This window comes from Bradyrhizobium lablabi (genome assembly GCF_900141755.1).
Lineage (GTDB): Bacteria > Pseudomonadota > Alphaproteobacteria > Rhizobiales > Xanthobacteraceae > Bradyrhizobium > Bradyrhizobium lablabi_A.
In genome coordinates, this window is record NZ_LT670844.1 from 4,874,415 (window position 1) to 4,887,126 (window position 12,712).

Genomic DNA, 12,712 nt, shown 5'->3' on the forward strand with positions numbered 1-12,712 from the left:
ACCCGGAGAAAGCCATTTCGATGTCTACCAACGATCCCGCCAGTCCGAGCGATCTGCGCGCGCTCGCCGAACAGTCCAACGCCTGGCCATTCGAGCAGGCGAAGGCGATTGTCGCGCGGCTGAAAAAGAAGCCAAAGGACGAGGTGCTGTTCTCGACCGGCTACGGTCCCTCGGGCCTGCCGCATATCGGCACATTTGGCGAGGTCGCGCGCACCACCATGGTGCGCCACGCCTTTCGCGTGCTGACCGAAGACAAGATCAAGACCCGGCTGATCGCGTTCTCAGACGACATGGACGGCCTGCGCAAGGTGCCGGACAACGTGCCGAACAAGGAGATGCTGTCACAATATCTCGGCAAGCCGCTGACCACGGTGCCCGATCCGTTTCATACCCATCCGAGCTTCGGCGCGCACAACAATGCACGGCTGCGCGCGTTCCTCGACACCTTTGGGTTCGATTACGAATTCGCGAGCTCCACCGAATATTATAAGTCCGGCAAATTCGACGCGGCGCTGCTGCGCGTGCTGGAGCGGCTCGAGCAGGTGATGGCGATCATGCTGCCGTCCTTGCGCGAAGAGCGCGCGGCGAGCTATTCGCCGTTCCTGCCGATTTCTCCGCGCACCGGCGAGGTGCTCTATGTGCCGATCGTCGAGCACGATGTGAAGGCCGGCACGATCTCCTATGACGATCCCGACACCAAAGAGCGCATGACGCTGCCGGTCACCGGCGGGCATTGCAAATTGCAGTGGAAGCCGGATTGGGCGATGCGCTGGTACGCGCTCGGCATCGATTATGAAATGGCCGGCAAGGATTTGATCGACTCGGTAAAGCTGTCGGGCAAGATCTGCTCCGCGCTCGGCGGCCTGCCTCCGGAAGGATTCAATTACGAGCTGTTCCTCGACGACAAAGGTCAAAAAATTTCAAAATCGAAGGGCAACGGGCTGACCATCGACGAATGGCTGCGCTACGCGTCGCCGGAATCGCTGTCGCTGTTCATGTATCGTGAGCCGAAGTCGGCCAAGCGGCTGTACTTCGACGTGATCCCGCGCAATGTCGATGACTACCAGCAATTCCTCGAAGGCTTTCCACGCCAGGACGCGCGCCAGCAGCTCGGCAATCCGGTCTGGCACATCCATGCCGGCCATCCGCCGGTAGCCGACATGCCCGTGACGTTCCAGTTGCTATTGACGCTGGTGTCGTCGTCGAACGCGGAGAACGCCGCGACGCTCTGGGGTTTCATCGGGCGCTATCGTCCCGGCGTGACGCCGCAAACCCATCCCAAGTTAGATGCGATGGTCGGCTACGCCATCAACTATTATCGCGACTTTGTCGCGCCGACCAAAAAATTCCGCGAGCCGACCGAACCCGAGCGCGCCGCGCTGCAGGACCTTCGCGATGCGCTGTCGCAATTGCCGGCGAGTTCGACCGCGGAAGAAATCCAGAACGTGGTCTACGAAATCGGCCGCCGCGAGCCGTTTCTGGACGCGGTGAAGAAAGGCAAGGATGGCCGGCCCGGCGTCTCGCTCGACTGGTTCAACATGCTTTATCAGGTGCTGCTCGGTCAGGAAAAAGGCCCGCGGTTCGGTTCGTTCGTCGCGGTCTATGGGTTGCAAAATTCGGTCGCCATGATCGACGGCGCGCTGGCGCGGTCGGGGTAGCACTCTCCGTCGTCCCTGCGAACGCAGGGACCCATAACCACCGGCGCTCGTTGTTGCAAAGGGCGTCTCCCACATCGCGATATGGCAAGACCTCGCGGTATGGGTCCCTGCTTTCAGGGACGACGCTGGAGGGACTGGCCCACTCGGCAAATTGAGATGGGAGGCCCGCAGCAATTTCAGCCACGGCTGTTCGAGATTGCGCTACAATACCGAGCATCAAAACCGCTTAAGCCTCCGTTGAGGGGCCAACAACAGGGGAGCATACCCATGCAGTTCAGGGTTTCGCCGAAGACGCTGGAAGATTGCAGCGCTGAGGAATGGCAGGCGCGGCTTGATCTCGCGGCGGCGCATCGGCTCGCTTACATGCACGGTTTCAGCGAGGGCATTTTCAATCATCTGACCTTTGTGGTGCCGGGCCGCGGCGACCGTTACTACCAGATTCCGTTCGGCATGCATTGGTCGGAGGTGACGGCGTCCTCCTTCATGGAAGTCGGCATCGACGACGGCAAGGTCAAGCGCGGCGATGGCGACGTCGAACGCTCCTGCTATTGCATCCATGCGCCGATCCACAAGGCGCTGCCGCAGGCCAAGGCGGTGTTCCACACCCACATGCCCTATGCGAGCGCGCTGACGCGGCTGGAAGACCCGCGCATCAAGGAGATCGGCCAGACCGAGGTCGGGATGTCCGGCGAGATTGCCTATGACGATGAATATACCGGCCCGGCGCTCGATCCGTCTGAAGGCGCGCGGCTGGCAAAAGTCATCGGCGACAAGACCGTGTTGTTCATGGCCAATCACGGCATCTCGACGGTCGGCGAGACCGTCGCCGACGCCTATGACCGGCTCTATTACATCGAGCGCGCCGCGCAGGTTCAGATCTACGCGATGTGGACCGGGCAGCCGCTCAAGAAACTCCCCGAGCCCGTGGTCGAAAAGACCAAACGCGATATCGGCGGCAACAGCCTGTACAACGGACCAACGCCTGCGCAGCGCCACTTCGACGCGTTAAAGCGCATCCTCGACCGCAAGGAGCCGGATTACGCGACGTAGGTCTTATTGTCGTCGTCCCTGCGAAAGCAGGGACCCATAACCACAGGCGTGCGAAGCTTTGAAAAGCTGGGGCCGCCACTTCACGCAACAATTGCTATCGGTGGTTATGGGTCCCGGCTCGCGCGGAGCCTGTCATCGGGCGGCGCTTTGCGCCGACCCGTTGGCTTGGCCGGGACGACACCGAGGATGATCTACTGGCTCACCCACACAATCCTCGCGATCCACGCGACTTCACCGGCCGCCAAGGTGCGGTCGACATGGCTGGGATTGAGCGACTGCAGCTCCAGCGCCTTCGCGGTGCGGCGTTTTAGTTCCTTCACCATCACCTCGCCCGCTCGCGTCTTCACCACCACGCGGTCGCCGCGGCGGATCGGTGTGCCCGGCGATACCACGATGATGTCGCCGTCGCGAAAGGCCGGGCGCATCTGGTCGCCGGAAATTTCCAGCGCGTAGGCGTGCTCGTCATGGGCCGACGGCAACGCCACCTGGTCCCAGCCCTTGCCGCTCGGAAAACCGCTGTCGTCGAAAGTGCCGTCGCTTGCCGCCCGGGCGAAACTCAATCGCGGCACCGACTGCGCGGTCCGCGCGCCGTCGCCGATCAACTGCACAAAATGGTCGATCGAGCTGTTGGTGGCGGCCAGCGCCTTGGCGAGTGATTCGGTGGACGGCCAGCGTTCGCGGCCGTCGACGGTGATGCGCTTGGACTTGTTGAAGGTGGTGGGATCGAGGCCTGCGCGCTTGGCAAGGCCGGAGGGCGATAGGCCTGAGCGTTCGGCAAGCCGGTCCAGCGCGGTCCAGACCTGGCCGTGGGTCAACACGCGCTGGGCTTTTGGCTGCTTGGCCATCCGGTAATGCCGTCAAAAAGCTAGGAATTATTACCTCAATAAACCGGCTTTCGGCATCCACCGCAAGGGGCGAAGGCCGCCCTTGAAGTGCGCTGGTCGCGCCGATACGGTCGCTGGCCGATCCCGAGATTTCGGGAAAAGCCCAAGAGACTCAAAGCCCCAGCAGGACTCTGGATAAGTTGCGGAAAATCTACAAAATCTGTCCCGAGCCGGCCTGGCGCGAGGCCGAGCGGCAGGGGGTGTACCGCGGCAGCGCCGACGATGCGCGCGACGGTTTTATTCATTTTTCCGCGGCCTCGCAGGTGGCGGAGACGGCGCGCAAGCATTTTGCCGGCCAGACTGGGCTGTTGCTGATCGAGGTCGATGCCGATGCTTTGGGCGAGCGGCTGCGCTTCGAGCGCTCGCGCAACGATGAACTGTTTCCGCATCTCTATGGCGACCTCGATCCCGGCGCGGTGATCAGTGTGCGCGAGATGCGCGCGCGCTCCGACGGCACCCATGACATCCCGGAGCTTAAGCCGTGATCCGCGCCTTCGACGCCTTCTCTCTGCCGCTACTGCGCTGGTTCGATCCGGAAGACGCGCATCGCCTGGCGATCCAGGGCCTGAAATTACTGCCGCCGGTGCGGGCGCGGCCGGACGACGCAAAGCTGGCGGTGCGGGCGTTCGGGTTGAATTTCCCCAATCCGATCGGCATGGCCGCGGGTTTTGACAAGAGCGCGGAGGCCCCGGATGCGCTGTTGCGGCTCGGTTTCGGTTTCGTCGAAATCGGCACTGTGACGCCAAAACCGCAAACGGGAAATCCGCGGCCGCGGCTGTTTCGCCTCGAGCGCGACGAGGCCGTGATCAATCGCATGGGGTTCAACAATGACGGCGCCGCCGCCGTGCTGCGGCGCCTCGCCGGGCGCGCGCATCTGAAAGGCATCATCGGCGTCAATGTCGGGGCGAACAAGGATTCCGCCGACCGCGTCGCCGATTACGTGAAACTGATCGAGACCTTCGCACCGGTGGCGAGCTATTTCACCGTCAACGTCTCCTCGCCGAACACGCCGGGCCTGCGCAATCTGCAGCAGGCCGCGGCCCTCGACGATCTGCTTGCAAAAGTGATCGATGCGCGCGAACGCGTCCGGCAAAACGCCGGCGATTCGCCGGTGCTCTTAAAAATCGCGCCCGATCTCAGCCTCACCGAGCTCGACGACGTCGTTCATATCGCCCGCTCGCGCCGCGTCGACGGCATGATCGTCGCCAACACCACCACGATGCGGCCCTCGACCTTGCGCGAAGGGTTCCGCGCCAAGGAGCAGGGCGGTTTGTCGGGGCGCCCATTATTTCGACTGTCGACCCGAATGGTGGCCGAAACGTATGTCCGCGCCGAGGGCGCGTTTCCACTGGTAGGTGCCGGCGGCATCGATTCCGGCGGCGCGGCGCTGACCAAAATCCGCGCCGGCGCCAGCCTGATCCAGCTTTATTCGTCGCTGATCTACAAGGGGATTGGGCTGGTCGACGACATCAAGAACGATCTGGCGTCGACGCTGTTGCGCACCGGACGCGACTCGCTGTCCGAAATCGTCGGCGCCGACGCGGCGACGATCACGGCCGAGGACTGGCCGGTGTGATAGTTGATCCGTCCCAGGCGTTTGGATCACCTCTCCCCGCTTGCGGGGAGAGGCATAGGCCGCCCTTGGCGGCCGGTCCTTAGAAGAACGCCGAAGCGTAGCTTCGGCTATGTCGCATCGAAGACGCGATCCGGGTGAGGGGGACCCTCCGCGAGTCCGAGTATGCCGATAGAGCCCCTCACCCCGACCCTCTCCCCGCGAAGAGCAGGGAGAGGGAGAAGTGGTCCATTCCGCTTCAATCGGACTTTGTCACTTCTTAAACGAGGCCTTCAACAGCGCGGGATAGCGCAGCGCCTGCAACCCGCCGCGCGCGGCGTAGAGGGCGAGCATCGCGCCCCACAGGCCGGTATTGCCGAACGGGCGCAACGCGAGCCAGGCGGCCAGGAAAATTACCAGCGACAGCACCATCAGATTGCGCATGTCGCGCGCCCAGGTCGCGCCGATATAGATGCCGTCATAGGCAAAGGCGAACACGGCAAGCAGCGGCGCCAGCACCACGAACCACAAGACCTCACGCGCGCCGCGCCGGACCGCTTCGCTCGCGGTCATGATATCGATCAGGTTGGTGCCGAACAGCGCATATGTCGCGGCCACCGCGAGCGCAAAGCCGAACCCCCAGAACAGCACCAGGCGCACCGCCGACGCGAACCCGCTTTGGTCCCGCGCGCCATAGGTGCGGCCGCAGAGCTGCTCGGCGGCATTGGCAAGTCCGTCGAGGAAGAAGGCCGTGACCAGCAGGAAATTGTTGAGCACGGCGTTGGCCGCGAGCGTGACGTCGCCGGAGCGCGCGCCTTGCGCGGTGAAAAACAAAAACGCCGCGATCAGCGCGGCGGTGCGGATCATGATATCGCGGTTGACGGCGAGCATGCGCAACAGTTTTGCACGGTCGAGCAGCGCCGCGCGCGGCACAGGAGGCTGTCCGTAGGTGAGACGCCGCGCGATCAGCAAGCCCAGCACGAGCCCGGCCGCTTCCGCGACCACGGCCGCGATCGCGGCACCCGCGATGCCGGCGTTGAGCACCGATACCAGCAGCATGGTCGCCGCCACATTGATGAGGTTGATCGCGATCTGCACGCTCAGTGCCAGCTTTGCGCGCGCCTGTCCGATCAGCCAGCCGAGCACGACGTAATTGGCGAGCGCCAGCGGCGCCGACCAGATACGGATGACAAAATAGGTCTTTGCCGCGCGCGTAACCCCTTCGCTGCCGCCCATCGCTTGCAGCAGAACCGCGGCGAGGGGTATTTGCAAGACGATGAGGGTCGTCCCGATCAGCGCCGCAATGACAAGACCCCGGATCAGCAGCGCGCGCAATTCCTGCGTTTCGCCCGCGCCAAGCGCCTGCGCGGTGAAGGCAAGCGTGCCCATGCGCAGGAAGGCGAACAGCCAGAACAGGCAGTCGAAAATCACCGAGGCGATGGCGACGCCGCCAAGCAGCGTGGCGTCGCCGAGCCTCCCGATCGCGATCGTCGAGATGATGCCGATCAGCGGCGTTGTCAGGTTCGTGACCATCGCGGGCCCTGCGATGGCGAAGACCTGCGCGGTCGTAACCCGTTGTGGGGGAGCTAACACACCTTGCCTACGCGCGAACTAGATCACGATCCGACTGGGTCGGATCGTGATCTCATTTCTTTGTTTGAGCATGATCTTTCCGGAAAACCGGTACCCACTTTTCCGGATCATGCTCTATCTTCCGCGCGGCGCGCCGAACATCCGCATCAAGAGCCAGACCGGAAACACGATCACCGCGCCAAGCAGGAAGTAGCGCCACAGCCAGTTGACGGCGTCAAAGCCGAGATTCCACAGCCGCTGGAACAACAACCGGATGCTGTTGACGATATTCCAGGGATCGAAGCCGATCGCCGCGAGCACCACCCCGACCAGGATGGACAACAGGATCAGCCGAAACGCTACCGTCAGCGGCGAGCCGCCGAGAAAACGATAGAGGCCGTCATTGGCTGCCGGCAATTCCCTGGTCTCGTTTTGCATCGATCGTCTCCCGCGCGGACTGGCCCGCGCACTATAGTATGGCGGAGGGCAGATGGGGAACCCGTCCGTTGGCGTCAATGGCCGGTAGAACGTATTCCGATTGGGTCGAATCATGACCGCATCCCCCGGCCGCATGGTTCGAGACGCGCGGCGTTGCCGCGCTCCTCACCATGAGGGGTTAGACCTCATCCTGAGGAGCGGCCTCTTGGCCGCGTCTCGAAGGATGAAGCCACTGAAAGGCAAAAGGCCCTAGCTGCCAAATCAAACCACTCGCTCGGTTTTCAGCATCCGCTCCAGCGTTTCCAGCCGGTCGGCCTCGCGCGGCGGCTTGTCCCAGCGCAACCGGCTGATGCGCGGAAACCGCATCGCGACGCCGGATTTATGTCGCGAGGAGCGCTGCAAACCCTCGAAAGCCACTTCCAGCACCAGCCCCTGATCCGGCTCATGCACCACATGGCGGACGGGACCGAATTTTTCGGTGGTGTTGCGTCGGACAAAACGGTCGATCTGCAGCAGCTCCTCGTCGGTAAAGCCAAAATAGGCCTTGCCGACCGGCACCAGCTGCTCGCCATCATCGCCCGCTGTCCAGACGCCGAACGTATAATCCGAATAATACGACGAGCGCTTGCCGTGACCGCGCTGCGCGTACATCAGGACGGCGTCGATGATGTGCGGATCGCGCTTCCATTTCCACCATTGGCCTTTCGGGCGCCCCGGCAGATAGGGCGCATCGCGGCGCTTGAGCATCACGCCCTCGACGGCTTCGGCATCGTCGCCGGCGCTGGCGCCGGCCGGATTTTTCCGGGCCGATGTCAGCGCTTCCCAGCTGGCAAAAGCAATCGTCGGCGACAGGTCGATCCTCGCATCGTCGAGTTTTGTCACAAAAGCCTCGAGCCGCTTGCGGCGCTCGGCGAACGGTAGCGTGCGCAGATCGGCGTCGCCCTCGCCGAGCAGATCGTAGGCGCGCAGATGGATCGGATAATCCTTTGTCAGTTTCGGCGAGACCAGTTTGCGGTTCAGCCGCTGCTGCAGCACGTTGAAACTCTGCACCCTTCCGTCGCGGACCACCAGCAATTCGCCGTCGATGGCGCCGGGCAGATGTAATGACGGCAGCAGGTCCGGAAAACTCTTGGTGATGTCCTCGCCGCTGCGCGAATAAAGCCGGGCCTGCATGTTTCCGCGCTCGTCGCGGCCGCTCACCGCCTGCACACGGATGCCGTCCCATTTCCACTCCGCGATGAAATCGGCGGCGTTAAGACCCGTAAAATCCGCATCCTCGATCGCATGCGCCAGCATCACGGGGCGGAAGGGCGTGGGGTCGAGATTGACCGGTTTTTCGGCGCGGCCCTCGAGCCACGCGAACAGGTCGAGATAAGGCGGCGTAAGCCCCGGCCACATCAATTCGATTTCATGCGGGTCCTTGTCCCCAAGCTCGGCGGCCGCGGTTTTTGCCAGCCGCGCCGAAATGCCGATCCGCATCGCGCCGGTCACGAGTTTTAACAGCGCCCAGCGGCCGGTCTCATCGAGCTCGTCGAGCCAGCGCGCGAGTTGTCCCGGCAGTTCGGTCTTGCCGAGCGTGCGCAGGGTGGTGACGACTTCGGCGAGCGTCGGCGGCGGTGGGTTGTTGTGGCCAGCCACAGTGCGCTCCCCTCCCCCCGCGAGCGAAGCGAGTGGTGGGGAGGGAGCCTGCCCCGGACTTGATCCGGGGTCGGGGGTGGGGGGTCTCTCCGCGTGCTCTTCTGCTCGCAGCGAGGCTGCGGCGCCACCCCCCACCCCCGACCCCTCCCCACCGCTTCGCGGGGGGAGGGGAGAAGATTTCGGCCACATCAGCGCCACCGTCTCCGAGAGATCGCCGACATAATCATACGACAGCGCGAATAGCACGGGATCGGTGCGCGCCGCGATCAGGTCGCGGATCAGGGCCGGCTTTGCGTGCTTGAACGACAGCGCGCCGGTCAGCGCCGCGAGCGCGTAGCCGCGATCGGGATCCTCGACTTCGCGAAAATAGGCGGTCAAGAGCCGCAGCTTGTTGTTGCGGCCGGGCTCATAGGCGAGGCGGTCGAGCAGCTGCGCAAAGCGGTTCATGCCTCGGAATCCTCGCCCGGCGGCAATGTCTCGCCTTCATCCTCATCGCCATAGCCGACCAGATCGAGCGGTCGCGCGGCAAGACCCTTGGTCGTGCACCAACGCACCAGCGCGTCTTCCTGGCCGTGGGTGACCCAGATCTCGCCGGCGCCGGTGGCGTCGATCGTCGCGGTCAATCCGTCCCAATCGGCGTGATCCGAGATCACCAGCGGCAGTTCGACGCCGCCCTGGCGGGCGCGGGCGCGGACCCGCATCCAGCCAGACGCGAACGCGGTGACCGGGTCGGGGAATCGTCGCGTCCAGATATCGGCGGTCGCCGTCGGCGGCGCCAGCGTGATGGTGCCGGCGAGATCGGCCTTCTTCATGCCTTTGACGGCGCGCAGCTCGCCGAGCGCAACGCCGCGGCTCTCGTAATAACGCGTGATCTTTTCCATCGCCCCGTGCAGGTAGACCGGCGCGTCGTAGCCGGCCGCGCGCAACAGCGCGATCACGCGCTGCGCCTTGCCGAGCGAATAGGCGCCGACCAGATGCGCCCGCTCCGGAAACAGCGCCACCGAGTCCAGCAATTTCCTGACCTGAAGCGCCGCATCGCCGTGGCGGAACACCGGCAATCCAAAGGTGGCCTCGGTGATGAAGACGTCGCAGGGCACCATTTCGAACGGTACGCAGGTCGGGTCGGGTGCGTCCTTGTAATCGCCGGAGGCGACGATGCGCTTGTCCTGGCAGGTGACCGCGATCTGCGCCGAGCCCAGCACATGGCCCGCGGGGTGAAATGTTACGCTGACGTCGCCGAGTTTTATCTGTTCGCCATAGACAATCGCCTGCGTGCTTCCGGCGAAATTGTCGCCATAGCGCAGCCGCATCATGTCTAGCGTCTCTTGAGTGGCCAGCACCGCGTCATGGCCCGGCCGGGCGTGGTCGGAATGGCCGTGGGTGATCAGGGCACGCTCGACGGGGCGTACCGGATCGATATGGAAGCCGCCGGGCTTGCAGCAAAGGCCGGCGGCAACGGGCATCAGGATGTCTTGCGGACGCATGCCGTTTATATAGGCTGGCTCGAGGTTCGTTCGAGTCTTCCCCCCCCCGTCACTTTGCAGCCTGCAGTCAGTCCCTAAAGATGCCCGCGCGAATATTTCTGTCTTCCGGCGATCTAGTAGCCGACCGGCGGTTCGATTTTGCGCGCGACCTGCAGCTCAAGGGCGACCTCGTCGCCGCCGCCGATCTGTTGCTGCAGGCGATTGAGCTCGCGCCCGGCTTTGCCTCGGCCTGGTTCACGCTCGGCCAAATCCGCGAACAGCTCGGCGAGTCCGAGGCGGCGATCGCGGCCTATCGCAAAGCGGGCGAGGCCGATCCCGATGACAGGCACGGCGCCAGCCTGCGGCTGATGCGGCTCGGGGCCGAAAAATTGTCGGCGATGCCGCAGGCCTATGTGCGCACGCTGTTCGACCAATACGCGCCGAAATTCGAAACCGCCCTCGTCGACGATCTCGGCTATCGCGGCCCCGCGCTATTGTTCAAGGCAGTGCTGGCCGCGCGTCACGCGGTGCGCAAGCCGGCCTTCTTCAAGCGCGCCATCGATCTCGGCTGCGGCACTGGGCTAGCGGCCAGCGCCCTCGCCAGGGAAGTCGATCATTTCATCGGCGTCGATCTGTCGCCGCGCATGATCGAGAAGGCGCGCTCGACCGGGCTTTATGCCGAGCTTGAGGTCGCCGACATGCTGGAGGGCTTGCGCGGCAGGCGGGACGCCAGCACTGAGCTGATTCTGGCCGCCGACGCGATGGTTTATGTCGCCGATCTCGCGCCCGTGCTCTGCGAGGCGAAGCGCGTGCTGGTGCCGGGCGGCCTGCTGGCGTTCACGGCGGAAACCCATGATGGCGAGGGCGTCATGATCGGCGAGGGGCTGCGCTATGCGCACGGCGCCAATTACGTGCGTACATCGATCACGGATGCCGGGCTGACGCTGTCGCAACTCGAAGAGCTGTCGGCCCGCAATGAGGACAATGCGCCGGTGCCCGGGCTTGTCGTGGTCGCGGCCAAGACCTGAGAGCGGCAACTTCGCTATTGCCGAGGCGGCGGGAATGTAGATCAATGCATTCAAACAAGAACAATGCGCCATAGGGAGAAACAATGAACCATCTTCAAGCAAATTCCGTCGCGCGGGCAATTGCTGTTGTCGCGCTTGTTTGCACCGCCAGCGCTGCTTTCGCGGGCGAGAAGAAATACGATCCGGGCGCGAGCGACACCGAAATCAAAATAGGACAGACCGTGCCGCACAGCGGCCCGGGCTCGCTCTACGGCGTGCTCGGGCGGATCGGGGAAGCCTATTTCCAGATGCTGAACGACAAGGGCGGCATTAACGGGCGCAAGATCAAATTCCTCACCATGGATGATTCCTACAGCGCGCCGAAGGCGGTGGAAGCCACACGGCGGCTGGTGGAGCAGGAAGAGGTGCTGGCGCTGTACGGTTCGCTCGGCACCGCGCCGCAGACCGCCGTGCACAAATATCTCAATTCCAAGGGCGTACCGCAGCTTCTGCTCAACACCGGCGCGTCGAAATGGAACGATCCGAAAAACAACAAATGGACCATGGCAGGCCTGCCGCTCTATCCGACCGAGGCCCGCATCCTTGCCAAATATGTTTTGAGCGTGAAGCCGAACGCCAAAGTCGCGATCCTCTACCAGAACGATGATTTCGGCCGCGATTTTCTGGGGCCGTTCAAGAAGGTGCTGGCGGATGCCGGCGGCAACGCCAAGGTGATCGCGGAACAGACTTACGATCTCACCGATCCGACCGTCGATTCCCAGCTCATCAACCTCGCCAATTCGGGCGCTGACGTCTTCTACAATATCTCGACCGGCAAGGCGTCGTCGCAGTCGATCCGTAAAGTGGCGGAACTCGGCTGGAAGCCGTTGCAACTGCTGTCGGCCGGCTCGACCGGCCGCTCGATCCTCTCTGCCGCGGGTTTTGAAAATGCGGCCGGCATCGTGGCCATCCGCTACTCCAAGGATGCCGGAGTGTCGCGTTGGGAAAAGGACCCCGACGTGATGGCGTTCGAGGAATTGCGCAAGAAATATCTGCCGACCGTCGACCCCGACAACACCATCGCCTTCGCAGGCTATGGCCAGGCGGTGACCATGGCGGAAATCCTGCGCCGTTGCGGCGACGACCTCACGCGCGAGAACGTCCTGAAGCAGGCGTCGAACCTCAACGGCTTTCACTCGCCGTTTTTCCTGGACGGCATCACCTACAGCTATACGCCCGACGACTACACGCCGATGAAGACGCTCTATATCTCGATCTTCAACGGCAAGGACTGGGATATTTCCGACCAGCCGGTGACGGAATAAGGCTCTTCTCCCTCTCCCCGCTCTTCGCGGGGAGAGGGCCGGGGTGAGGGGCCGCCTCCGCAAATTCCGAAGATAAACGATCGCGGAGAGTCCCCCTCACCCGGATTGCTTCGCAACATAGCCGA

11 protein-coding genes are annotated in these 12,712 nt (G+C 63.5%); 6 read left to right on the plus strand and 5 right to left on the minus strand.

The window, feature by feature from the left end; all coding sequences use genetic code 11:
- Window positions 1-20: 20 nt before the first annotated feature.
- Window positions 21-1,658, plus strand: coding sequence for a lysine--tRNA ligase (locus B5526_RS22660; RefSeq protein WP_079545198.1), 1,638 nt, complete (start codon window positions 21-23; stop codon window positions 1,656-1,658).
- Between the two features lie 267 nt (window positions 1,659-1,925).
- Entirely contained in the window at window positions 1,926-2,708 is a 783-nt protein-coding gene (locus tag B5526_RS22665) for a class II aldolase/adducin family protein (RefSeq protein ID WP_244562033.1), read from the plus strand.
- A 191-nt stretch (window positions 2,709-2,899) separates the two neighbouring features.
- On the opposite strand, the gene B5526_RS22670 is transcribed toward B5526_RS22665, so the two are convergent.
- The gene (locus tag B5526_RS22670; RefSeq protein ID WP_172842086.1) at window positions 2,900-3,553 is read right to left on the minus strand and encodes a S24 family peptidase; all 654 of its coding nucleotides are present in this window, start codon (window positions 3,551-3,553) and stop codon (window positions 2,900-2,902) included.
- A gap of 179 nt (window positions 3,554-3,732) precedes the next feature.
- Between B5526_RS22670 and B5526_RS22675 the strand changes: the two genes are divergently transcribed.
- Entirely contained in the window at window positions 3,733-4,077 is a 345-nt protein-coding gene (locus B5526_RS22675) for a DUF952 domain-containing protein (protein ID WP_079541801.1), read from the plus strand.
- Window positions 4,074-5,168, plus strand: coding sequence for a quinone-dependent dihydroorotate dehydrogenase (locus B5526_RS22680; protein WP_079541803.1), 1,095 nt, complete (start codon window positions 4,074-4,076; stop codon window positions 5,166-5,168). The genes B5526_RS22675 and B5526_RS22680 overlap by 4 nt, the downstream gene beginning before the upstream one ends.
- A gap of 249 nt (window positions 5,169-5,417) precedes the next feature.
- Here B5526_RS22680 and B5526_RS22685 read toward each other — a convergent pair whose 3' ends face one another.
- The 4 genes from B5526_RS22685 to B5526_RS22700 form a co-directional block, all read right to left on the minus strand.
- Window positions 5,418-6,677: an MATE family efflux transporter gene (locus tag B5526_RS22685; protein WP_154071393.1), complete on the minus strand. Its 1,260-nt coding sequence runs from the start codon at window positions 6,675-6,677 to the stop codon at window positions 5,418-5,420.
- 174 nt (window positions 6,678-6,851) lie between these two features.
- Complete coding sequence (locus B5526_RS22690) at window positions 6,852-7,154, minus strand: DUF6460 domain-containing protein (protein ID WP_079541807.1); 303 nt, start codon at window positions 7,152-7,154, stop codon at window positions 6,852-6,854.
- A gap of 261 nt (window positions 7,155-7,415) precedes the next feature.
- Window positions 7,416-9,239, minus strand: coding sequence for an ATP-dependent DNA ligase (locus tag B5526_RS22695; RefSeq protein ID WP_079541809.1), 1,824 nt, complete (start codon window positions 9,237-9,239; stop codon window positions 7,416-7,418).
- Window positions 9,236-10,276 (minus strand): ligase-associated DNA damage response exonuclease, encoded by a 1,041-nt coding sequence (locus B5526_RS22700; protein WP_079541811.1) that lies wholly within the window; start codon window positions 10,274-10,276, stop codon window positions 9,236-9,238. The genes B5526_RS22695 and B5526_RS22700 overlap by 4 nt, the downstream gene beginning before the upstream one ends.
- Window positions 10,277-10,356: 80 nt before the next feature.
- Here B5526_RS22700 and B5526_RS22705 point away from each other — a divergent pair, with 80 nt between their 5' ends.
- A complete protein-coding gene (locus tag B5526_RS22705) occupies window positions 10,357-11,283 on the plus strand; it encodes a class I SAM-dependent DNA methyltransferase (protein ID WP_079541813.1) in 927 nt (308 codons plus the stop codon).
- 83 nt (window positions 11,284-11,366) lie between these two features.
- On the plus strand, window positions 11,367-12,587 hold the full coding sequence (locus B5526_RS22710) for an ABC transporter substrate-binding protein (protein WP_079541815.1): 1,221 nt from the start codon (window positions 11,367-11,369) through the stop codon (window positions 12,585-12,587).
- Window positions 12,588-12,712 lie beyond the last annotated feature (125 nt).